Genomic DNA, 22,076 nt, shown 5'->3' with positions numbered 1-22,076 from the left:
ATGGAGCGCGCTACGACGATATTGATCGTTGACGATGATGTTTCGGCTGTCCGAGCCCTCAGCAAGGCCATCTCGGGGCTTGGCCAGGTCTTGTTTGCCACCCAGGGCGACGCGGCTATGGAGTTGGCTCGTCAGCAACAGCCTGACCTCATACTGCTCGACGCGCAGATGCCAGGCATCAGCGGCTTTGAGGTCTGCCGCATTCTTAAAGGCGATCCGTCGACCAGCAGCATTCCAGTGATCTTCGTCACCGCCCATACCGAGGCGAGCATGGAAGAGGAGGGGCTGGAGCTCGGCGCCGTGGATTTCATCGGCAAGCCGATCCGTCCTGCCATCGTCGCCGCGCGGGTCAAAACCCATCTTCATCTGAAGCTGGCAATGGACCGATTGAATCGCCAGGCGCAGACCGACGGCATGACGGGGCTGGCCAACAGACGTGCGCTGGATCAGTCGATCGAGCGCGAATGGCAGTCGGTACTGCGCACGCAGCGTGCATTTTCGCTGCTGCTGCTCGATATCGATTTTTTCAAGCGCTACAACGACCACTATGGTCATCTGATGGGGGATGAATGCCTGAGTGCGGTGGCGCGCGTGCTTGCTCGCTGTGCAGAGCGCCCCATGGACCTGGCGGCACGGTATGGGGGCGAGGAGTTCGCGATCGTGCTGCCCGAAACCACGCGTGATGGCGCATGCCGGGTTGCCGACAAGGTCATCGAAAATGTACGCGCCTTGAACATTGCACATGCTACGAGTGAGCTTGGCGTTGTGACCGTGTCGGTAGGTGTTGCGAGTTTCGATGCACAGAGCGCCGGCTGGAGCCTGCTGAATCATGTATCAGCCAACCCGCCGGGGTTGTTGTTCAGCGCCGCGCAATTGCTCAGCGTGGCAGACAGGGCGCTCTATGCCGCCAAGCAATCCGGCCGTAACAGCAGTCGTTTCGAGGCCATAGAAGCGCGAGCACTCGATGCACCAGACAATCCCACGAACTCCAGCTGAGATGCATCTGGCGCGTAAGCCAGGCCACAGGCGATCCGGCCTCGCTCAGATCGCTTTCGAGTTGGGGTAAGTCGCCAGATACCGTGATAGCTCATCTCTACCAGGTGCCCGATAAGGCGCGCCTGGCCCATCGCTCGGGATGAAGTAAGTATCTGCGCTTGGGTACCTGTCCCGCGCTTTGGCAACGTTGTCCGGCGGTAGCCAAGGCAGGACTATCGAGCCCGACTGAAACGAACTGCAGCCACATAACGAGACAAGATGCACTGTTCTTTCCCCGCCATGCCTGAGAACCGTCACCTCGTGCTCATTGAGAAGCTGCTTTGTACCCATGGCGCCAAGAAGTTTCTCCAGAGGGACATTGAGGTTCCTCATGTCCCCAGGCACTGCCAGCAGGGTGTGGCGGTGTTTGTCCATCGCCAGGCCTAGAACTCGGGCGAGTTCGTCTGGGCAAATACCGTACTTGAGGGTGTGGTGCAGCATGCTTTGCATCCTTGCGTCGGTTGATCCTGATCCTTGAAGAGCCGAGATATTAGGTAGAGCCACTAGGTCGGATGAATCGCTTTTCCGGGCGTGATTCAGCCTGTCAGGATCTGCTGGTCTTTCGCGCTGATTTGCAATGATCACTTCCCGGCTATGTGATGGCTTGAGACTAGTGAAAGCTGCCTCGCGTGAGTAGCCGCAATGAGGCTTTCTACAGGCTATGACTTTGAGTATAGTAGCCGCCCTTGTTGGGGAGTAGCCTGCTCACGGCTTTGGTCGTAGAGCGTTCGTGTCAACATTATCGGCAACATGCCGTGGCACGAACACCTGCCGGTTGGCGAGACCAACGATGCATCCACACCTAAAGTCGGGCGTGTGGACGTGTCGTTGACTCATAGCCCGGCTGGTAGTTAACCGTGAATCCCATCTCTCTCCTGTTCCTCGCCTTGGCGATGTCGACCGACGCCTTTGCAGCAGCCATTGGCAAAGGCGCCAGCCTTCATAAACCTCGCTTTACCGAAGCCCTGCGCACGGGCCTCATCTTTGGCGCCATCGAAGCCATCACTCCCATCATCGGCTGGTTCATCGGCCAAGCTGCCGTCAGCTTCGCAGAGGAGTGGGATCACTGGATCGCCTTCACGCTGCTCGTGCTGCTTGGTATTCATATGATCTACAACGGCTTGCAGGAGGACGAAGAGGAGCAAGAGCGTTCCGGCCAGCACTCCTTCTGGGTTCTGGCCGTCACGGCATTTGCGACCAGCATCGATGCGCTCGCCGTTGGCGTAGGCCTGGCATTCGTCGACGTCAACATCTTGGTTGCAGCAGCTGCCATCGGCGTCGCTACGGCGGTGATGGTGACCCTTGGCGTGATGCTTGGGCGCGTCTTGGGAACCGTCGTCGGCAAACGTGCCGAGATCATTGGTGGTGTAGTGTTGATGCTGGTTGGCGCCGGCATCCTCTTTGAACATCTGTCAGCGGTGTGATCAATGAGCGAGGTGATGCGTGAACACAATCAGCCTACCGTCAGGGCTCGCCGTGTGCGTTTCGCTCTTTGCGGCTGCGCGCTATTGATCGCAGCTGCTTTGGCGTTTTTTGCCTGGCAGAACTTCTACCCGGTACAGGCTTCGGAGGGCTGGCGTTATAGCGTCGCCCATGATCGATTGCCCAAGGTCGCCTCGTTGATTCCCTTGGCAGATGGGGCACTGATCCTGTCGCAGGAGCTTGATCATGGACAGGGGAGCATCTTGCAGATAGCTCCTGACGGCAGCCAGAAAACCCTATTGAACAACCTGTCCAAACCCGACGGCATGATAGCGGCTCGGGGAGGCTGGGTTTACAGCCAGGAAGCTGAAGGTGCCGTGGTGCGTTACTTCAAGGATGGCGTATCCACCGATCTCTTCACGGGCCAGAAAGTGCAAGGCTTGTGGGACGACGGTGATTACCTGTATGCGATAGAGGACCGCAAGGGGGACGGGCGGCTGCTACGTTATCGGTGGAGCGATGGTGCCCTTGAGACGGTCCGTGATCACCTCGACGAAGCGGAATCCGTCACGCGCTGCGGCGATGGCAGGATGCTCTACACGGAAAAGCAGAAGGGCGTGGTACGTCAGTTGACCGACGATGGAAGCGATCCTGTCGTACTGGACAACCTGAACCAACCTACGTACCTGCTGTGCGACGGGCGCGGACTATGGATCGGCGAAGACGCCACGCACCGTGCACGTCTTCTGCTGCTCGACTCACAGGGGCGCCTGCAGACCGTACTGTCTTTCCTGAAGGCTCCCCAGATGCTTACGCCTACGCCCCAAGGCACTTACCTGCTTGCAGAGGGGGGCCGGGATCGAATCCTGGAGATCACGCCGCCAGGCGGTGATGACGATCACGCTCAGTAGCGCTCGTCATCCGCTCGGTGATGCATGTCAGTGCCTGGGAGGTATCTGCCCCAGGCAAAAGTAACCGCCTTGGATGTGCCTCAGACTACGAAGCGAGTCACCAGCTGGTTCAGATTGATGGCCAGCTGGGACATCTCGCCGCAAGCGCTGGCTGTTTGGCTGGCGCCTGCGGCGCTCTGCGAAGCAAGATCACGAATACGCAGAAGGTTCTGATCCACCTCACGCGCAACATGCGATTGCTCTTCAGATGCAGTGGCAATCTGCAGGTTGCGCTCATTGATGTGGGTGATCGCCGTTGCGATTTGATCCAGGGAGCTGCTTGCCTCCTGCGCGATGTCCAGGGATTGGTTGGCCAGGTCACGGCTGGTGCCCATCGCCTGAACAGCGTGTTCGGAATCAGTCTGAATGGCCGCAATCATCTGCTCGATTTCCTGGGTCGACATCTGGGTGCGATGCGCCAATGCCCTGACTTCGTCAGCGACCACTGCAAAGCCACGCCCCTGTTCACCAGCACGAGCCGCTTCGATTGCGGCGTTCAGGGCCAGCAGGTTGGTCTGTTCCGCGATACCGCGGATGACTTCCACGACCTTGGAAATATTCTGCGCGCGATCCGACAGCCCCTGAATCTGCTCGCTCGTCTGTTCCACGTTGCCGCTTAGGCGCTGGATTGATTTCAGCGTCTGCGACACGCGCTCCAGGCCAGCCTCGGTGAAGCCCTGGGTACGCTTGGATTCCTCAGAGGCGGACTCGGCATTGCGCGCCACTTCATCCACGGCAGCGCTCATCTCGGTGACCGCCGTCGCGGCCTGATTGACCTCGTCATTCTGAGCGACCATGCCGCGGCTGGAGGCCTCTGTGACCGCCGTCATTTCCTCGGCGGCGGAAGCCAGCTGAGTAGAAGAGTCGGAGATCTCCACGATGGTATGGCGCAGGTTCTGCTGCATCTGCGCCAGCGCCTTGAGCAGCCTGCCTGCCTCGTCGGTGCCACTTACGTGCACGTCCCTGGACAGGTTGCTGCCGGCGATTCGCTCTGCCACGGTCAACGCATCGTTGATCGGAGCGGTAATGCTCCTCACCAGCAGGGCGGCAAGCGCGATGGTCAACAGCACCACGGCGACGACTATGCCGATGGTAAGGGCCAGACCCGACGAATAGATTTCAGCCGCGTTCCGACCGGCTTGCGCCGCGCCCTCGTTGTTGAAGTCGGTGAGTGCCTTGATCTGTTCTTCCATCTTGTTGGTGAGCGGGCGGATACCCGAGCTGACGAGGCTGACTGCAGCGGTAATGTCGCCGGCCCTCAGCATGGGTTCGAGCAGGTCCAACTGCTTGGCATAGGCCTCGGCGCTGCCTTTAACGGCGGTGAATAACGTGCGCTCGGTATCGCTGGCTATCAGCGGTTCGTAATTTGCGACAGCATCGGTCAGCGCCTTGCGATACCCAGGGAAGCTCTCGATGGTGCGCTTGAGGCTTTGAGGATCGGCCAGGCCACGCTGGGTTTCGAGCCTCAGGCGAAGAGTCGCCGCGTTCATGACCCCAGTCTGGCGAACGCTGGCCATCCAGTTCTGCTCAACATCTATTTCGATATCGCGCAGCTTGCCCATCTGCAGCACGGCGACCACACCGAGCACGAATACGAGCCCTACGATCAGCGCGAAGAAGAGGGCGGCTCGGGGAGCTAGGTTGAGATTTCTAAGGCTCATGGGAAAGATTCCGGGCGTTGAAGGTGGATGACCTGAGTGAGCTATCGACCTTGCCCAGGGAATATTTAAATATCAGCGTGCGTTTCCGACGGGCTGCTAGGTCACTCGCTAGCAGCTGGATAGCTCGTCCGGCCGGAACATCTTTTTAGTGTTTCAGTAGCTGGTCGAGTGCGTCGGACTTGCCATGGATGGTGAGCGATCAACCAACGTAGCGTTGACTTGATTGAGCCTGTTTTAGATGTCGTATCAGATGGGGAAGGATGTATTCTGCATCGGGGCCTACACCTCGAAGCGTGGCTGACGCGAAGTTACGTTGTCGAGGCAAACCAACGAAGAACAGTCCCGGTAGTGTCTGAGCCACCCCATTTTTCTGCAGTAGGCGCCCATGCTGATCTCGTACTGGCAGGTTATCTAGAAAGGAAATGTTCGGCTGAAAACCGGTAGCGAAGATCAGGCTGTCGACGGTTTCGTGATGATCGTCTGCCCATATGACCCCATCTGAGGTAAGGCGGGTAAACATAGGCTTGCGCTGCAGCAAGCCAGACCTTATCGCCCGACGATATTTGCCCTGATCAAGCACAGGGGTTCCTTGATCAGTCAGCCAGCGCGTTTTCCCAAAACCGGTCCATTTCAACCATGTATGAAAGTCGACTCCCAGCATCCGCTGAGGGAAAAAGCGTATTTTTTCTCTTGTCGCCAAGGTGGTCACCGCAACGTTCGCAAGCTCGTAAGCGATCTGAACGGCCGAGTTGGCTGCTCCGATCACTACAACTCGTTCGCCATGGAAAGGGTATGTACTGCGATACTGAGCGCTGTGAATTACGCGTCCTTCAAACATGCCAAGGCCTGGGATGTCCGGGACGTACGGTCTGTTGAACCCGCCAGAAGCGACAACCACCGACTTCGCGCAAAGGCTCTCGCCGTTAGCAGTTTGTACTTCGAATCCTTGAGGGTGGGTTCGTACATGCGCCACTCGCGCGCCTTGGCGGATCGGCAGTCGGAAATGTTCTGCGTACCCCTCAAGGTATGCCACCACCTGGTCTCTGGTCGGATAGTTTTTTTGCGGGCCAGGGAAAGGTTGCCCTGGAAGAGCAGAGTACTCAGCTGGTGAAAAGAGCTGCAGGCTTTCGTAGTAATTTCGCCAGTTTCCGCCTGGTGCACCTTGTTCATCGATGATCAAGAATCTCAGGGCATGCTGCTGTAGCAACCGTCCGGCAGCAAGGCCTGCCTGGCCTGCGCCAATGATGATCGCATCGAGTTGCGGTTTTTTAATGTTCATATATGCGTACCTGTACACATAATGGCTTGAGCAAAATGGCCCTTAACTTGGGCAGCAGTGCGGCGCAATTTTCTTGATGTGATCAAGGATGGACTCAAGCCGAGTGATGATTGCAGAACCATTCACTTCGTAGAAAACTTGGCGGCCGCTCTTGGCTGCCCGAACGATGTCAGCCTCCAGCAGTATCTGCAGATGTCGTGAAACCACCGAGCGTTCTTGGGGGAGCCCTGCAGAGATTTCGCTCACGTCCGCGCGGCCCAACAGCATGACTCGCTTTAAAACGGCTATTCGCGACGGCTCGCACAGAGCTTTGAAGAATGCACTATCGAGCGAGGCGACGGCAGCCTCGATGGCTTGGGTTCGGGAAGTGGCGGCTGTTTTCATGGTTGTGAATATATGTGTGCAAGTATGCACATGTAAAGGAGTGCCTATTAACAAGCAGCGGTAGGTCAGGCTTGGATGCGGTCGTTGTGGCGCACTCATATGCATCTCATGATGCCGCGATCTCTTCAATATTTAGGGCGCACTAGCTAAGGGTTGGCTATATATGTGAATATCCGCATATTCGATTTTCCATGTATGTATATTTGCCATGCTGACTCCACCCGAAGCCTTCAAATGTTTGGCAGACGAGACCAGGGCTCGCGCAACCCTGTTGATTGCCGAGCATGGCGAGCTTTGCGTCTGCGAGTTGATGTGTGCGCTACACGACAATCAGTCCAAGATCAGCCGTCATCTGGCTCAGCTGCGAGCAGCCGGCGTGCTGCTGGATCGTCGGCAGGGGCAGTGGGTGTACTACCGGCTCAATCCCGGCCTTCCTGAGTGGTTCAAGGACGTGCTGCGCATTACCTGCGAAGGCAACGCTGCCTGGCTGAGCGATAGCACATCCCGGCTGAGCACGATGGATGGACGCCCGCAGCGCGCCGCCAGTTGCTGCTGAGGCCTGCCGTTTTTTGAAACCTTCGTTGAAGCCCGCCAATGGCGGCAGGAGTCAGTAATGCGAGTGCTTTTTATGTGCACGGCCAATAGTTGCCGGAGCATCCTTTCCGAGGCGATGTTCAACCACATCGCACCTCAGGGATTCGAGGCCGTGAGTGCCGGTAGTTTCCCCAGGGGGCAAGTGCTACCCCGCAGCCTGCAAACGCTACAAGAGGCAGCTATATCTACCGCGGGCTTGAGCAGCAAGGGGAACGATGCCTTCGAGGCGAACCCGCCGGATATCGTCATCACCGTGTGCGACAAGGCCGCGGGTGAAGCATGCCCGGTTTACTTCGGCCCGGCGCTCAAGGCGCATTGGGGGTTGGCAGATCCTTCCGACGTACAGGGTGACGACGCCGATATTTCAGCCGCCTTCAAGGCGACGCTTGCGCAGATCGAACGGCGTTGCCGCGCTTTTCTGGCGCTGCCTTTTGCCGACTTGAGCCGCGATGAACTCAAGCGCGAGCTGGATCGCATTGGCCGATTCTGAGGACTCCTTGCATGACCACTGAACTTCCCAACCTCGAACACAGCCTGATCGGCCAGTTCTCCTTCCAGATCGCACCCAGCGCTCACAAACCACGCATCCTGTTGCTGCACGGCTCCACCCGTGAGCGCAGCTTCAGCCGTCTGTTGGTCGAGGAAGCGGCGCGGCTGCTGCAACACTTTGGCGCCGAGACCCGTATCTTCGATCCATCGGGCCTGCCGCTGCCCGATGATGCACCGGTTGAGCACCCCAAGGTGCAGGAGCTGCGGGACCTGGTGATGTGGTCGGAAGGGCAGGTCTGGTGCTCGCCGGAGCGGCATGGCGCCATGTCCGCGGTATTCAAGGCGCAGATCGACTGGATTCCGCTGGCGTTGGGGGCGGTTCGACCCAGCCAGGGCAAGACGCTCGCCGTGATGCAGGTTTGTGGCGGGTCGCAGTCGTTCAACGTGGTCAACCAGCTGCGCGTACTCGGGCGCTGGATGAGGATGTTCACCATCCCCAACCAGTCCTCGGTACCCAAGGCATTCACGGAGTTCGACGCTGAGGGGCGGATGAAGCCGTCTGCCTATTACGACCGGGTGGTCGATGTGATGGAGGAACTGATGAGGTTCACCCTGTTGCTGCGCGACCAGAAGGACTTTCTTGTGGATCGCTACTCCGAGCGCAAGGAAACCGCAGAACAACTTTCCGCCCGCGTTAATCAGCGTTCAATCTGAGGTGCCGTAGAGTGATTGACGTGAGACTGGCATCCGCGTCGGATGCCGAGGCAATCCAGGCCATCTATTCACCTGTGGTGCTGAACACCGCCATCTCGTTCGAAGAGATCCCTCCGTCACTGGAGGATATGCGTAGGCGGATTGTGGCGACGCTTGAGACCTATCCCTACCTGGTCGCCGAGCAGGCAGGCGCCGTGGTCGGCTATGCCTACGCCAGCCAGCACCGCGCCCGGGCAGCGTACCGCTGGGCCGTGGATGTGACGGTGTACATTGCAGAAGATGCTCGTCGCCAGGGCGTTGGGCGGCGTTTGTATGAAGTCCTGCTGCCGATGCTCCAAGCGATGGGCTACCGCAGCGCCTATGCGGGTATTGCCCTGCCGAACGATGGCAGCATCGGGCTTCATGAGCGCCTCGGCTTCTGCCACATCGGCACCTTTCCGCGGGTTGGCTACAAACATGGCGCCTGGCATGACGTGGGCTACTGGCTACTCGAGCAGGGCGAAACTTCAGCGCCTCCGAGCGAGCCAATTACTCTTGCTGCTTACCTTGCAGGCCGTGACGAAGGTTTTCGCTGAAAACGGTCTAGTGCAATTGCAAACCTATGAAGCCGGCGTGATCCCATACGCCACTCGATGATTCCTGCCAGGAGATTTAGATGCTTGTTGCGGCTGCCGTATTCGTCTTCACACTGGTTCTGGTCATCTGGCAACCCAAAGGGCTCGGCGTCGGCTGGAGCGCGACGATTGGCGCGGTTCTGGCGCTCGGTGTCGGTGCGGTATCTCTGCAGGACATTCCCACGGTGTGGGCGGTGGTGTGGAATGCCACGGCGGCGTTCGTGGCGATCATCATCATCAGCCTGCTGCTGGACGAGGCCGGCTTTTTCACCTGGGCGGCGCTGCATGTAGCGCGCTGGGCCGGTGGCAGCGGCCCGCGCCTGTTCGCTTTCGTGGTGCTGCTGGGCGCTGCGGTTTCCGCGGTGTTCGCCAATGACGGTGCGGCGCTGATTCTCACGCCCATCGTCATGTCGCTGCTGGTGGCGCTGCGTTTTTCCAGCGCGGCGACCCTGGCGTTCGTCATGGCCGCGGGCTTCATCGCCGATACCGCCAGCCTGCCGCTGGTGGTCTCGAACCTGGTCAATATCGTGTCTGCCGACTTCTTCAAGCTCGGCGTGGCCGACTATGCGGCGGTGATGGTGCCGGTGAATCTGGTCAGCGTGGCGGCCACCCTGGCGGTGCTGTACCTGTATTTTCGCCGCAGCATTCCGGCCAGCTACCAGGCAACCGAACTACAGGCCCCGAGCGAGGCCATTCGCGATCGCACCACCTTCATCTATGGCTGGTGGGTGCTGGCTTTCTTGCTGATCGGCATTTTCGCCCTCGAACCCATGGGCGTGCCGATCAGCGCCGTCGCGGCGCTGTGCGCGGTGGTGCTGCTTGCCGTCGCGGCAAAGGGGCATGTGATCTCGACGCGCCGGGTGATGCGCGAAGCGCCCTGGCAGATCGTGATCTTCTCCCTGGGCATGTACCTGGTGGTGTTCGGGCTGAGCAATGCCGGCCTGAGCCACTACCTGGCGACGCTGCTCGACCGGCTCGCCGAGCAGGGATTGTGGGCAGCCGCCCTGGGCACGGGCTTTCTGGCAGCGTTGCTGTCGTCGGTGATGAACAACCTGCCCAGCGTGCTGATCGGCGCGCTGTCCATCGAGGCGAGCCAGAGCAGCGGCATCGTGCGCGAGGCGATGATCTACGCCAACATCATCGGCTGCGACCTCGGTCCCAAGATCACGCCCATCGGCAGCCTCGCCACCTTGTTGTGGCTGCATGTGCTGCAGCGCAAGGGCCTGCGCATCACCTGGGGTTACTACTTCAAGGTTGGCGCCTTGCTGACGGTGCCGGTGCTGCTGGTTACCCTGTCGGCGCTCGCGTTGCGCCTGAGCCTCTAGCGGCGTGCTCGGTGATCAGATCACGGGCTGGGCGCTTGGCAGGAAGCGCTCGATGTCGATGGCGTCGATCTGGTCCGGCTGCAGGTGGCGTTCGGCGTAGCGCATCGGCATTTCGCTGCGCAGGAACAGGGCGAACAGGTCGGCATCGATATGCCCCTTGTCGCGCAGCCGGGCGAGAATCTCGATGGATTCGGAGAGGGTCTTGGCCTGTTTGTAGGGTCGGTCGGCGGCGGTCAGCGCTTCGAAGATATCGGCAATGGCCATGATGCGCGCCGGGATCGACAGCTGGCTCTTGTCCAGCTTGCGCGGGTATCCGGTACCGAGCAGGGTTTCGTGGTGGGTGCCGGCATATTCCGGTACGCGCTTGAGGTTCGAGGGCAGCGGCAGGTTTTCCAGCATGACGATGGTCTGGATGATGTGCTCGTTGATCTTGAAGCGTTCTTCGGCGGTCAGGGTGCCCTTGCTGATGCTCAGGTTGTAGAGCTCGCCGTGGTTGTAGAGGTGCTCCGGCACGCTGATCTGGAAGCCGTACTTGGGGTCGAAGTCCTTGGTTTGCGGGCGCGGGAAGATGTGCTGCGGCTTGTCGGCCAGCAGCCGCTCGCGCGCCGGTAGCGGCTCGGCGGGCAGCGCGGCCATGTGCATCAATTCACCGTGGGACAAGCCGAGTCGATCATCGAAATGCCTGAGCCAGGTGCGCTCGGCGGCCTTTTGCAGGGTGCCGACGTGCTCAGGGTTCATCAGCTCGCTGCCGATGTTGCAGCCAGCGATAAAGGCGAATTCGTCCTGCAGCGCCTGGGCCGTCGCCTGGTACTGCGCGTCGGCTTGTGCGCGGTCCTGGCCGTCGAGCAGTTGCTGCAGCCGCTCGAGCTGGGCATCGCGCAGGAGTACCTCGAAGCGCATGCGCACCTCGTGGATGCGGTTGTAGATGGTTTCCAGCTTGGTGGCCTTGTCGACCACATGCTCGGGCGTGGTGATCTTGCCGCAGTCGTGCAGCCAGGCGCCGATACGGAATTCGCGCCATTCATCTGCCGTGGTGAAGCGGAAATTGGCCAGCGGCCCTTCGTTCACCTCGCTGGCCGCTTCGGCGAGCATCATCGCCAGCTCCGGCACACGCTCGCAGTGGGCGCCCGTGTACGGGCTCTTGGCATCGATGGCGCCGGCGAGAATTTCGATCATGCCGTCGATCAGCGCCCGCTGCGAATCGATCAGGTTGTGGTTTTCCAGGGCCACGGCGGCCTGGGAGGCGAGGGCGCCGATAAAGGCCACCACCGGCGGCGAGAAGGCGATGACCTCGCCGGTCTCGACGTCCAGGGCGTTCATGAACTGCAGCACGCCGATCACTTCGCCGCCGCGGGGCGCCAGGGGCACGGTAAGCATGGACACGGTGTGAAAGCCCGACTCGCTGTCGAAACGGCGGGTGCCGCTCAGATCGAAGCGGCTTTCGCCGTATACGTCGTCGATCACCACGGTTTCGTTGTGCAGCGCCGCGTAGGTGGACACGTGCCGCTCGTTGGGCAGGCCGGTATGCGGGTCGTGCAGGGGAATCTCGACCGTCGGCAGCTCATCGTCCATCGAGCGCAGGGCGAAGCGCAGCGTGCCGTGCTCGGTCTTCAGGTACATGGTCGCCGCCTGGGCGTTACAGGTGCGCTTGCCCTGCATGAGGATGTGGCGCAGCAGCGCGTCGCGGTCGCGCTCCGAAGACAGCAGCAGACCGTTCTCCACCAGGCTGGCGAGCTTGAGCTGGGAAGCCTGCAGCGCCTGGGTCTGGCTCTGCAGCGCGTCCTTCATCTCGATGTGGTTGCGGTTTAGCGTCTCGATCTCGGCGAACAGCGAGGCCGGCGGCAGTTCACCGGAGAAATCCATCTGGCGGATTTTTTGTGTGTCCTGCACCAACAGATCGATGGTGCGATCTATGCTCTGCATACCGCCCAGCACCAACGGCATGGTGCACAGCAGGATGCCGACGGACAGGCCCAGTACCAGCAGCGAGGGAGCGCCCAGCGTGAGGGCGAGCAGCGGCGCCAGCTGCAGGAGCAGGAACAGGCCGACGACCAGGCTCCTGCTTCTGAACCGCAGTCGGAATCGCTGCTTGATTTGCCCTGATGACATACTGCAACCTGCGCTACGGTCCCATCGCGTATTTCACGTACCATCCGACCAGGCAACGGTGCTGCGGCTGGATGTGCAACGCTCAGTTCGACTCAGGGAATGAGATTAAAAAAGGAGAGTACTGTGTTTGCACCTTTCAGGATATGGCCACTTGCTGGCGTATTGCTAGCTACTTCACTTTTCGCCGCGGAACCTGGCTCGTCGATCGGCTACGTGATGAAGGTACAGGGTGAGGCTAGCGTCATCCGCGACGGCGCGACGGTGCCTGCGACGATCGGCACGCCGCTGTACGTCGGCAGCACGGTGAAGACCGGCCCGGCGGGCTCCATGGGCGTGACCCTGGAGGACAACACGGTGATGTCCTTCGGCCCCAACAGCGAGCTGACTCTGGACGAATTCATCTTCGACCCGGCCCAGGACGATCTGAAACTGAGCGCCAAGATCACCCACGGCACGCTGGATTACATTTCCGGCACCATCGCCAAGCTCAAGCCCCAGGCCGTCGAGATCAACACCCCGACCGGCACCATTGGCGTGCGCGGCACGCACTTTCTCGTCAAGGTGGATTGAGCTCGCATGTTTGCCAATCCATTGCGCCTGATCGGTCTGTTGCTCTGCGCGCTGCTGGCCAGCGGCTGCGCGTCGAAATCCTACGTGGTGCTGGTGGAAAGCCCGGACGGCAGTACCGGCGCCATCGAGGTCAAGACCAACAAGGGCATGACCCGCGTCGACCAGAAAGGTTATGCGGTCAATCTCGATGGCAGCAGCGCCGCGCCGTTCCAGGTCGAGCAGCCCAGGGTCGAGAAGGATTTCTCTGCCGCCCGCGCCGCTCAGCCAGCACTGCCGAAAAGCTACCTGCTGTATTTCAGGACTGGCGGTGCCAAGCTGACCGCGAAATCCCAGGCGGAGATCCCCGAGATCCTGCAGACCGTGCGTGACCGCGGGCCGTCGGCGGTTTCGGTGATCGGTCATACCGACACCGTCGGCAGCAAGATCGATAACGAGGATCTGGGCCTGCTACGTGCCCGGGCCATCGCCCGACAGCTGCAGGATAACGGCCTGCAGGCGATTGAGCTGGTGGTGACCTCCCACGGCGAAGGCAACCTGCTGGTGAAAACCCCGGACAACACGCCGGAGCCTGCCAACCGCCGGGTGGAAATCACCATCCGCTGAGGTCTTACTTGCTGGCCATCACCAACCGGTTGCCGTGCTCGCCACTGCGCAGGCGCTGCAGGTGATAGGCCACCAGTCCATCTTTGGGGCGCTGCGCAGCCAGCGCCTCGAACGCCGCCAGTGCCTCGGGCGCGCGGCTTGCCAGCAGGTGGTAGGCCGCTTCGTAATCCTCATCACAGTCATTCATCGGCACGGCCATGGCTTCCAATGGCTCGAACACTGCGACGGCCTCGGCCTTGCCCTTGAGCAATACCTCGCCGACCGGGCGCATCGGCACCTCGGGGCAGTGCTCGCGGATCGCGCTGGACACGCAGAGCAGGGTGCCGACCTGGCCGTTCAGGCTCTCCAGGCGCGAGGTGGTGTTCACCGGGTCACCGAGGGCGCGGTAATCGAAGATCACCGAGCCACCGAAGTTGCCGACCACTACCTCACCGCTGTGCACGGCGATGCGCGTGTGGCCGAAGGCGATGCCGCGTTCGGCCAGGGCGGCGACGTAACCCTGGGCGAAACGGTTGATCTCCAGGGCGCAGGCCAGGGCGCGGCGTTGGTGATCGGCCTGGGGAATCGGCGCCGAGAACATGATCGCTACCGCGTCGCCGACGATGCGATCCAGGGTGCCCTCGTGGCGAAAGGCGATACCGATCACCTGTTCCAGATAATCGTTGAGCAGGCTGACCGCCGCTTCCGGTTTCTGACGCTCCATCATCGTGGTGAAGCCGGTGATGTCGGTGAACACGAAGCTGCAGCTTTGCCGCTGCCCGCCGAGTGCCAGCTGCTCTGGGTGCGCGACCAGATGATTGACCAGGTTGGGCGATACGTAGCGCGAAAAGGCTTCCTGGATCCAGCGCTGCTCACGCTCGGCAGCTATGTGGCGCACGATGCTGGCGGCGCCGTAGACCAGCAGCAGACCCAGTGACGGGGTGAACAGGTCGAGCAGCATGCGATGAGCCACGAAGCCGTACCAGGCCGCCGCATTCAGCACCGCTACCAGGGCCAGCATCAGCAGCGCCGACAACAGGGCCCGTGCGTACAGCCCCAGCAAACCCAGTATTAGGCCGCCCAGCAGCAGAGCCAGGCCTTCCACCGCCGTGGCCCAGCCGGGGCGCAGCAGCAGGGTGTCGGTCAGCACTTGCTCCAGGGCCTGGGCGTGCACCTCGACGCCGGGAATGATCCCGCCTAGCGGGCTGAAACGCAGATCCTGCAGGCCCTGGGCGGACGTGCCGACCAGAACGATGCTGCCGGCAACCGGCGGCGCCGAGCCATCCAGCACCTGCCAGGCGGGAATACTGCGACTCGCCTGGGGCCGGGTGAAATACACCCACAGCTCGCCGCTGGCCGCGGTGGGAATCTGCACGCGGCCGATATCCACACGCTGCACGCCGGCCTCGCTGCTGACGATCCGGTAGCGCCCGGTGCGCTGCGCCACGCGTAGCGCCTCGGCCACCAGTGAGGGGCGCAACTCACCGCCCAGCGACACGAACAGCGGTACCCGACGCACCACGCCATCGGCGTCGGGTCTGAAGGTCATGGCGCCAAGCCCGCGGGCGGCCTGTTCCAGTTGTGGCAGTGGCCGCGCGGCGCCCTGGAAACCGGGCACGAAAGCCAGTGGCGAGGGGCCTTGTTGTACCAGGCCAAAGCGGCTCATTGGCGGTCCGCCATCGCGGGGGCTTTGCTCGGCGGCGAAACCGAGCACGACATTGCTGCGTTTGAGCACCTCGGCGAATTGTTCGTCATGGTCTGGCAGGGCGGCCAGTTGGGTGGCCAGCGTCGGCGGCAGCAGGTTGCCGCGCAGCAGTTGCTCGGGCGAGGTGCGGTCAGGCTCGGCGAACAGCACGTCGAACACCACCGCCGCCGCGCCGGCCTGCTCGAGGCGCTGTACCATGTCTGCCACCTGGGTACGCGGCCAGGGCCACTGGCCGATACGCTTGAGGCTTTCCTCGTCCAGGTCGACAACGCGCACCGGTACTTCCTGATAAGCCCGCGGCTGCAGGCGTTGATACTGATCGAACACTGCGTTACGGGCCTTCTGCACTGGCACCGGGTCGAGCAGGAACACCACGCAAAGGCCCAGCAGCATGGCCAGGCAGAAGGCGCCGCCGGAGGAAATCAAGCGAGGTCTAGGCACGCGGCAAGGCTCCGGGAGGTGAGAGGCAGAAGGTGCATTGGATTACTGTGTACGGGCTGGGCCAGCGTAGCATTTCGGAACGCCATGAGATGTGCGCCCATTGGGGCCATCGGGTATGCAGATGATTGGCCGTCAGGTTTAAAGTAGCGGCGAACGGCCACTCGAACTGATGGATTGTGCTTGAGGACCGACCCGAATAGCGAAATATTCGAACCGATCGCCTACCGCAGGAGTATCCGCAGTGAATGAGCCCCTTCCGACAGGCATACGTATGGACGGTGGTGTGGTGGCCTTTCCCGTGCACTCTATGCGCGGCGGCACCTCGACCGGCCTGGTGATCGATGAGCGTGTCGCGCCCCAGGACATCGCCCTGCGCGAAGAACTGCTGCGCCACCTGATGGGTGTGCCACTGCACGGCGAGGCGCCCGGCAACCGCCAGCTCACCGGCCTGGGTCGTGGCCCGGCGACCAGCAACAAGGTGTTCTTCGTCGAGCTGGAAAACGTCGAGGGCAAACTCCGGCTGGTCAGCACCCTGGCGCAACTGGCCGCCAGCCACTCGGCCATCGACTGGAGCGTGAACTGCGGCAACATGTCGTCGGCGCTACCGCTTTGGGCGCTGGACATGGGTCTGGCTGACGGCGCGAACGGTGATTTCGAGATCGATATCCGCAACACCAACACCGGTGTGATCACCACCGGGCGGGTGCTGCGCGATGCCGACAAAGCGCTGCGCAAGGTGGCGATTCCCGGTGTGCCGGGGCAGTTTCCCGGTGTCGATCTGTTCCTGCATCACCCGGTCGGCGCCAAGACCGGTGCCTTGCTGCCGACCGGTAATGTGGTGGATGTCATCGATGGTCACGCGGTGTCCTGCGTGGATGTGGCAGTGCCGATGGTGATCATCGACGCAGCATCCTTCGGCAAGACGGCACGCGAGCCGCTCGCCGAGCTGGAGGCCGATAGCGCCTTCATGCAGGCGCTGCGCGAAGTGTGGATCGAGGTGGGGCTGCGCATGGGCCTGAAAAAACGCAGCGGCGAGCCAATGAGCCGCGACGACATCAGCCGCAGCGAGACCATCCCCAAGGTGTGCATCATCGGCCCGGCCGCGAACGGCGGCACGCTCTCGGTGCGCTACTTCACCCCGCAGACGCTTCACGCCTCCATGGCTGTGTCCGGCGGCTGCTGCCTGGCCGCTGCCACCTTGATACCGGGCACCGTCGCCGCCCGCCTGGCCGCCGCTACACCGCAGGTCGGCGAGCAATTCGCCGAATACGCCGTGGCCATGGAAAACCCTGCCGGCATCCTCGACGCCACGGTGGTGGCCCGCGATGCTGGCGCCGGGCTGGAAGTCAGAACCGTGGCCTACCGACGCAGCGCCCAGGTGCTGCAGCGTGGGCATGTGCCGCTGTACAACGCTTCTGAGGAGTTGGTCGCGGCGCTGGAAGCGCTGATGTAAGGCGCCCGGGGCGAACGACCGGCTGGATCTTCGTGAGACAAGGCCTGCGCCTGTATATGGGCATTGTTCATTGCTGAGTCAGAGCCTTGTAGCGTGCTGATCATTATATTGGTGATGGCTGGCGGAATTGCTGACTCAGCCAAACTCGCCACCATTGGCCACACCATCGAGCAGCCACTGCCGGAACACGCCCAGCGCCGGCAGCACGGCATTGCGTTTGGGGTAGGCGAGAAAGTAGGTGCGGCCACTGGCAACCGGTGTGCCGGTGGTGCGCAGCTGGCCCTGGCGCAGTTCTTCCTCGACCAGCACCTGGGGCACCAGGCCGACGCCGATACCGGCGCGCACGGCCTGGATCAGGTGCGAGGTCAGCTCGAAGTTGGGGCCGTCCTGCAGTTGCCCGCTGTTCACGCCATGCCGAACGAACCAGGTCGACCACATCGGCGGGTGGCTGGCGACCTGTAGCAGCAACTGCCTGGCCGCCAGCTCGGGCGTCAGCGGCTCGCCGGCCGCGAGAATCGCCGGGCTGGCGATCAGCACCATGGATTCCTCGAGCAGCGGGTGGGCCACCAGTTCCGGCCAGGCGCCGTCACCCACGCAGATCGCGGCGTCGAGCTGACCGTCGCTGAAGTCGGCGTGGATGCGCGAATGGATGTGCACCTGTACGCCCGGGTTGGCGGCGTAGAACTCGTGCAGCCGCGGCAGCAGCCATTTCGAGCCGAAGGTCGGCAGCAGCGCCAGGCGCAGGGTGCCGCCACCGGAGCCGTAGTCGATGGCCTGCAGCGTCGCGTTGCGAATGCGCGCCAGGGCGTCGGACAGGGTGTCGGCGTACAGCCGGCCCACGTCGGTGAGCACCACGTTGCGGCCTTCGCGCTGGAACAGGGTGATGCCCAGGAAGGCTTCCAGCGCCTGCACCTGGCGGCTCACCGCGCTCTGGGTCAGCGACAGTTCAGCGGCGGCACGGGTATAGCTCTGGTGGCGCGCCGCCGACTCGAAGGCCAGCAGCAGGGACATCGAGGGCGTCAGTCTGCGTAGATTCATTCATAAAACTCATGGGTTGATACGGCGAATACCCTTGTAGCACAGGCGCAGGCTGCCGAAAATGCTGCCATTACCTGAACTGTCTGATGCAATCGCCCGTTAGAGGCGTGTAGCTCAATGGGAGATAACCGATGATCGCCAGCCTGAGTGCTCCACAACCGACCCAGGCCCTTTACCTGGCCTTTCTCGACGCGCTCGGCGCCGCCGGCTTTCGCGGCGAGATCGCCCGTGACCACGCCAGCCGCACGGTGCTGGCGACCGACAACTCCATCTACCAGCGTCAGCCCCAGGCGGCGGTGTTCCCCCTCGATGAGGACGACGTGCAAGTGTTGGCGCGAGTGGTCAGCGAGCCTGCGCACCGCAGCGTCAAGCTGACGCCACGGGGCGGCGGCACCGGCACCAATGGCCAGTCGCTCACCGATGGCGTGGTGGTCGACCTGTCGCGGCACATGAACCGCATCCTGGAGATCAATGCCGAAGAGCGCTGGGTGCGGGTGCAGGCCGGGGTGGTCAAGGACCAGCTCAACGCCGCGCTCAAGCCCCACGGGCTGTTCTTCGCGCCGGAGCTGTCGACCTCCAACCGCGCGACCATCGGCGGCATGATCAACACCGACGCCAGCGGCCAGGGCAGCTGCACCTACGGCAAGACCCGCGACCACGTGTTGGAGCTGACCACCATCCTGCTCGGCGGCGAACGCCTGCACAGCCACCCGGTGAGCGAGTCGACCCTCAGCGAACAGCTGGCCCGCAGCGACCGCACCGGTCAGGTGTACCAGTGCGCCGAGCAGATCCAGCGTGAGAAGGCGGCGCTGATCGAGGCGACCTTTCCGAAGCTCAACCGCTGCCTGACCGGCTACGACCTGGCGCACCTGCGCGAGGCGGACGGGCGCTTCAACCTCAACAGCGTGCTGTGCGGCTCCGAGGGCTCCCTGGGTTTCATCGTCGAGGCGCGCCTCAACGTGCTGCCGATTCCCCAGTACTCGGTGCTGGTCAACGTGCGCTATGCCGGCTTCATGGATGCGCTGCGCGATGCGCGCAACCTGATCACCCTGCAGCCGCTGTCCATCGAGACTGTGGACTCCAAGGTGCTGCTGCTGGCGATGAACGACATCGTATGGCACGGCGTTGCCGAGTACTTCCCCGAAGACCCCCAGCGGCCGACCCTGGGCATCAACCTGGTGGAATTCAGCGGTGACGATCCGGATGAGGTCAACGGCCGCGTCGAGCGTTTCATTCAGCACATCCAGCAGGACACCAGCGTGGTGCGCCTCGGCCACACCCTGGCCAGCGGGCGGGCGGCGGTGTCGCGGGTCTACGGCATGCGCAAGCGCGCGGTGGGCTTGCTCGGCAACGTCGAGGGCGAGGTGCGCCCGCAGCCGTTCGTCGAGGACACCGCAGTGCCGCCGGAAAACCTCGCCGACTTCATTGCCGAATTCCGCGCGTTGCTCGACGGCCATGGCCTGACCTACGGCATGTTCGGCCACGTCGATGCCGGCGTGCTGCACGTGCGCCCGGCGCTGGACATGAAGGACCCGAAGCAGGCCGCGGCCATCCGCCCGATTTCCGATGCGGTGGCGGCCCTGACCCAGCGCTACGGCGGCCTGCTGTGGGGCGAGCACGGCAAGGGCGTGCGCTCGGAATACGCGCCGGCGTTCTTCGGTGAGCTGTATCCCTCGCTGCAGGCGCTCAAGGCCGCGTTCGACCCCTACAACCAGCTGAACCCCGGCAAGATCGCCACGCCCCTGGGCAGTGACGAGGCGCTGCTGAAGATCGACGAAGTGACCCTGCGCGGCGACCTCGACCGGCAGATCGACGAGCGTGTGTGGCAGAGCTACGGCACCGCGGTGCACTGCAACGGCAACGGCGCCTGCTACAACTTCGACCCGGACGACGCCATGTGCCCGTCCTGGAAGGCCACGCGCCAGCGCGTGCATTCACCGAAGGGCCGGGCCTCGCTGGTGCGCGAGTGGCTGCGCCTGCAGGGCCAGGCCGGCGTCGACGTGCTGGCACCGATCGCCAGCGGCCCGCTGGATTTCCTGCGCAGCCTGCCGAGTCGCTGGCGCCATTCCCGCGCAGGCGATGACGACTTTTCCCACGAGGTCTACGAGGCGATGGCCGGCTGCCTGGCGTGCAAGTCCTGCGCAGGGCAGTGCCCGGTGAAGGTCAACGTGCCGGAGTTTCGCTCGCGCTTCCTGGAGCGCTACCACCAGCGTTACCTGCGCCCGCTGCGCGACTATCTGATCGGCTCGCTGGAATTCAGCCTGCCGCTGTTCGCCCGCATGCCGCGGCTGTACAACGGAGTGATGGGTTCGCCCCTGGTGACGCGCCTGCTGGCCGAGCACATCGGCATGGTCGACAGCCCGCTGCTCAGCGATTTCGACTTCAAGGCCCTGGCGGCGCGCCATCGCCTGGCGACCGCCACGCCGGCCGAGCTGGCGCGGCTGAGCGCGGCGCAGCGGGGCAAGAGCCTGATCCTGGTGCAGGACGCCTTTACCCGCTATTTCGAGACGCCGGTGTTCGCCGCCTTCATCGAACTGGCCAGCCGGATGGGCTATCGCGTATGGCTGGCGCCGTTTATGGCCAACGGTAAGCCGCTGCACGTGCAGGGCTTTCTGCCGGCCTTCGAACGCACCGCACGGCGCACCGCGAAAGGCCTGCAGGCGCTGGCCGGCTTCGACATCCCGCTGGTGGGGCTGGATCCGGCAATGACCCTGGTTTACCGCCAGGAATACCGCAAGATCGCCGGCCTGCAATGCCCGGACGTGCTGCTGCCCCAGGAATGGCTGCTCAAGGCCCTCGACGGCCAGCCCAAGCTGGCGGCCAAGAACGTGGCGTTCCGGTTGCTGGGCCACTGCACCGAGAAGACCAACGCGGCGCCGAGTGCGGCGATGTGGGTGAAGGTGTTCGAGCAGGCCGGGCTGCAGGTGTCGGCCGAGGCCACCGGTTGTTGCGGCATGTCCGGCACCTACGGGCACGAGGCGCGCAACCTGGAAACCTCACGGACGATCTTCGCCCAGTCCTGGGAACCGGCGCTGAATTCCGGCGCCGCCGCCGAACCGCTGGCGACCGGTTATTCGTGCCGCAGTCAGGTGGCGAGGCTGAAGAACGCCACGTTGCGCCATCCGATCCAGGCGTTGCTGGAGCATCTGCAGTAGGAGGAGGAGTAGTGGCGATTCCTGTGGCTAGGTAGGGCAGGGAGCATCGCTGCAGGGCTGGAATTTTCGCGGGCACGGCCCGCTCCCACGAGAGAATGCAGTCGTAGGATGGGTGAAACCCATCGCAATTGATGGGTTTCACCCATCCTACGATCTAAGCGGCGGAAGCGGCCGGTCGCTTAATCGGTAGGAGATTCTATGGTTTAGGACAATGCCTTTATGTCCTTCTGCTGATGTACTCGCCTTGAGTTTTCATCAAGGCGAATGCGACTCTGGCGAGCTTTCTAGCCAGGATGACCAAGACCTGAGTGGTTGCTTTGCCTTTGCTGCGGTAATACTCGTATAGCTCTTTCCAGGCTGCAGATTTGCTGGCGGCCATAGCGGCGTTATGCAGCAGTCTGCGCACTTCCGAACACCCTCGTTTGGTCAAACGGCGACGCCCAGACTTTTGGCCTGAATCTGCGACTTTCAGATCCATGCCCAAAAACGCGATGTATGCATCACTGCTTCTGAATTCGCCACGGATGAACGCAGTGACTAAAGCGACAGCGGTCAG

The 22,076-nt window shown here is 62.4% G+C and carries 19 protein-coding genes and 1 riboswitch; of the genes, 12 read left to right on the top strand and 7 right to left on the bottom strand.

Features of this window, described 5'->3' with window-relative positions:
• From BM279_RS17945 to BM279_RS17935, 3 genes are all read left to right on the top strand, one after another.
• On the top strand, nt 1-996 hold the full coding sequence (locus tag BM279_RS17945; protein ID WP_093505945.1) for a GGDEF domain-containing response regulator: 996 nt from the start codon (nt 1-3) through the stop codon (nt 994-996).
• Between the two features lie 723 nt (nt 997-1,719).
• Nucleotides 1,720-1,884, top strand: a riboswitch (yybP-ykoY riboswitch).
• A gap of 8 nt (nt 1,885-1,892) precedes the next feature.
• The gene (gene mntP / locus BM279_RS17940; protein ID WP_093505943.1) at nt 1,893-2,459 is read left to right on the top strand and encodes a manganese efflux pump MntP; all 567 of its coding nucleotides are present in this window, start codon (nt 1,893-1,895) and stop codon (nt 2,457-2,459) included.
• A 3-nt stretch (nt 2,460-2,462) separates the two neighbouring features.
• A complete protein-coding gene (locus BM279_RS17935; RefSeq protein ID WP_244154184.1) occupies nt 2,463-3,368 on the top strand; it encodes an SMP-30/gluconolactonase/LRE family protein in 906 nt (301 codons plus the stop codon).
• Between the two features lie 80 nt (nt 3,369-3,448).
• On the opposite strand, the gene BM279_RS17930 is transcribed toward BM279_RS17935, so the two are convergent.
• The 3 genes from BM279_RS17930 to BM279_RS17920 form a co-directional block, all read right to left on the bottom strand.
• Nucleotides 3,449-5,068 carry a methyl-accepting chemotaxis protein gene (locus tag BM279_RS17930; RefSeq protein ID WP_093505941.1) on the bottom strand — a complete coding sequence of 540 codons (1,620 nt, stop codon included), beginning with the start codon at nt 5,066-5,068 and terminating at the stop codon, nt 3,449-3,451.
• A gap of 199 nt (nt 5,069-5,267) precedes the next feature.
• Entirely contained in the window at nt 5,268-6,347 is a 1,080-nt protein-coding gene (locus tag BM279_RS17925) for a flavin-containing monooxygenase (protein ID WP_081729540.1), read from the bottom strand.
• Between the two features lie 42 nt (nt 6,348-6,389).
• Entirely contained in the window at nt 6,390-6,731 is a 342-nt protein-coding gene (locus BM279_RS17920; protein ID WP_013790362.1) for an ArsR/SmtB family transcription factor, read from the bottom strand.
• A gap of 208 nt (nt 6,732-6,939) precedes the next feature.
• Here BM279_RS17920 and BM279_RS17915 point away from each other — a divergent pair, with 208 nt between their 5' ends.
• The 5 genes from BM279_RS17915 (at nt 6,940) to BM279_RS17895 (ending at nt 10,467) form a co-directional block, all read left to right on the top strand.
• Entirely contained in the window at nt 6,940-7,287 is a 348-nt protein-coding gene (locus BM279_RS17915) for a metalloregulator ArsR/SmtB family transcription factor (RefSeq protein WP_093505939.1), read from the top strand.
• A 57-nt stretch (nt 7,288-7,344) separates the two neighbouring features.
• Entirely contained in the window at nt 7,345-7,815 is a 471-nt protein-coding gene (locus BM279_RS17910; protein ID WP_013790364.1) for an arsenate reductase ArsC, read from the top strand.
• Between the two features lie 11 nt (nt 7,816-7,826).
• Complete coding sequence (gene arsH / locus BM279_RS17905) at nt 7,827-8,528, top strand: arsenical resistance protein ArsH (RefSeq protein WP_013790365.1); 702 nt, start codon at nt 7,827-7,829, stop codon at nt 8,526-8,528.
• Between the two features lie 11 nt (nt 8,529-8,539).
• A complete protein-coding gene (locus BM279_RS17900) occupies nt 8,540-9,103 on the top strand; it encodes an arsinothricin resistance N-acetyltransferase ArsN1 family B (protein WP_093505937.1) in 564 nt (187 codons plus the stop codon).
• Between the two features lie 80 nt (nt 9,104-9,183).
• On the top strand, nt 9,184-10,467 hold the full coding sequence (locus BM279_RS17895) for an arsenic transporter (RefSeq protein WP_093505935.1): 1,284 nt from the start codon (nt 9,184-9,186) through the stop codon (nt 10,465-10,467).
• A 15-nt stretch (nt 10,468-10,482) separates the two neighbouring features.
• Here BM279_RS17895 and BM279_RS17890 read toward each other — a convergent pair whose 3' ends face one another.
• Complete coding sequence (locus BM279_RS17890; protein WP_093505933.1) at nt 10,483-12,576, bottom strand: HD domain-containing phosphohydrolase; 2,094 nt, start codon at nt 12,574-12,576, stop codon at nt 10,483-10,485.
• 216 nt (nt 12,577-12,792) lie between these two features.
• Between BM279_RS17890 and BM279_RS17885 the strand changes: the two genes are divergently transcribed.
• The gene (locus BM279_RS17885; RefSeq protein WP_244154187.1) at nt 12,793-13,146 is read left to right on the top strand and encodes a FecR family protein; all 354 of its coding nucleotides are present in this window, start codon (nt 12,793-12,795) and stop codon (nt 13,144-13,146) included.
• Nucleotides 13,147-13,152: 6 nt separating this feature from the next.
• Complete coding sequence (locus BM279_RS17880) at nt 13,153-13,749, top strand: OmpA family protein (protein WP_093505930.1); 597 nt, start codon at nt 13,153-13,155, stop codon at nt 13,747-13,749.
• 4 nt (nt 13,750-13,753) lie between these two features.
• Here BM279_RS17880 and BM279_RS17875 read toward each other — a convergent pair whose 3' ends face one another.
• Nucleotides 13,754-15,874, bottom strand: a complete 2,121-nt coding sequence (locus tag BM279_RS17875) for a CHASE2 domain-containing protein (protein ID WP_093505928.1) — start codon at nt 15,872-15,874, stop codon at nt 13,754-13,756.
• A gap of 241 nt (nt 15,875-16,115) precedes the next feature.
• On the opposite strand from BM279_RS17875, the gene BM279_RS17870 reads away from it, so the two are divergent.
• A complete protein-coding gene (locus tag BM279_RS17870; protein ID WP_244154183.1) occupies nt 16,116-17,327 on the top strand; it encodes a PrpF domain-containing protein in 1,212 nt (403 codons plus the stop codon).
• A 135-nt stretch (nt 17,328-17,462) separates the two neighbouring features.
• Here the strand turns inward: BM279_RS17870 and BM279_RS17865 are convergent, their stop codons facing one another.
• Nucleotides 17,463-18,365, bottom strand: coding sequence for a LysR substrate-binding domain-containing protein (locus tag BM279_RS17865; protein ID WP_093505924.1), 903 nt, complete (start codon nt 18,363-18,365; stop codon nt 17,463-17,465).
• Between the two features lie 131 nt (nt 18,366-18,496).
• On the opposite strand from BM279_RS17865, the gene ydiJ reads away from it, so the two are divergent.
• Nucleotides 18,497-21,520, top strand: a complete 3,024-nt coding sequence (gene ydiJ / locus BM279_RS17860) for a D-2-hydroxyglutarate dehydrogenase YdiJ (protein ID WP_093505922.1) — start codon at nt 18,497-18,499, stop codon at nt 21,518-21,520.
• A gap of 217 nt (nt 21,521-21,737) precedes the next feature.
• Here the strand turns inward: ydiJ and BM279_RS17855 are convergent.
• Nucleotides 21,738-22,076, bottom strand: a 339-nt coding sequence (locus BM279_RS17855) for a transposase (RefSeq protein WP_143103614.1), incomplete at its 5' end; no start/stop codon positions are given.

The sequence above is a fragment of the Phytopseudomonas straminea genome, from assembly GCF_900112645.1.
Lineage (GTDB): Bacteria > Pseudomonadota > Gammaproteobacteria > Pseudomonadales > Pseudomonadaceae > Aquipseudomonas > Aquipseudomonas straminea.
Note: the sequence above shows the minus strand (reverse complement) of the source record. Positions and strands in the feature narration are given on the sequence as shown.

What these genes read in the sequence shown, in the direction of transcription:
- BM279_RS17945 (WP_093505945.1), top strand. Translation starts at nt 1, where the DNA reads ATGGAGCGCGCTACGACGATATTGATCGTTGACGATGATGTTTCGGCT.
- BM279_RS17935 (WP_244154184.1), top strand. Translation starts at nt 2,463, where the DNA reads ATGAGCGAGGTGATGCGTGAACACAATCAGCCTACCGTCAGGGCTCGC.
- BM279_RS17930 (WP_093505941.1), bottom strand. Translation starts at nt 5,068, where the DNA reads ATGAGCCTTAGAAATCTCAACCTAGCTCCCCGAGCCGCCCTCTTCTTC.
- BM279_RS17925 (WP_081729540.1), bottom strand. Translation starts at nt 6,347, where the DNA reads ATGAACATTAAAAAACCGCAACTCGATGCGATCATCATTGGCGCAGGC.
- BM279_RS17920 (WP_013790362.1), bottom strand. Translation starts at nt 6,731, where the DNA reads ATGAAAACAGCCGCCACTTCCCGAACCCAAGCCATCGAGGCTGCCGTC.
- BM279_RS17915 (WP_093505939.1), top strand. Translation starts at nt 6,940, where the DNA reads ATGCTGACTCCACCCGAAGCCTTCAAATGTTTGGCAGACGAGACCAGG.
- BM279_RS17910 (WP_013790364.1), top strand. Translation starts at nt 7,345, where the DNA reads ATGCGAGTGCTTTTTATGTGCACGGCCAATAGTTGCCGGAGCATCCTT.
- arsH (WP_013790365.1), top strand. Translation starts at nt 7,827, where the DNA reads ATGACCACTGAACTTCCCAACCTCGAACACAGCCTGATCGGCCAGTTC.
- BM279_RS17895 (WP_093505935.1), top strand. Translation starts at nt 9,184, where the DNA reads ATGCTTGTTGCGGCTGCCGTATTCGTCTTCACACTGGTTCTGGTCATC.
- BM279_RS17890 (WP_093505933.1), bottom strand. Translation starts at nt 12,576, where the DNA reads ATGTCATCAGGGCAAATCAAGCAGCGATTCCGACTGCGGTTCAGAAGC.
- BM279_RS17885 (WP_244154187.1), top strand. Translation starts at nt 12,793, where the DNA reads ATGAAGGTACAGGGTGAGGCTAGCGTCATCCGCGACGGCGCGACGGTG.
- BM279_RS17880 (WP_093505930.1), top strand. Translation starts at nt 13,153, where the DNA reads ATGTTTGCCAATCCATTGCGCCTGATCGGTCTGTTGCTCTGCGCGCTG.
- BM279_RS17865 (WP_093505924.1), bottom strand. Translation starts at nt 18,365, where the DNA reads ATGAATCTACGCAGACTGACGCCCTCGATGTCCCTGCTGCTGGCCTTC.
- ydiJ (WP_093505922.1), top strand. Translation starts at nt 18,497, where the DNA reads ATGATCGCCAGCCTGAGTGCTCCACAACCGACCCAGGCCCTTTACCTG.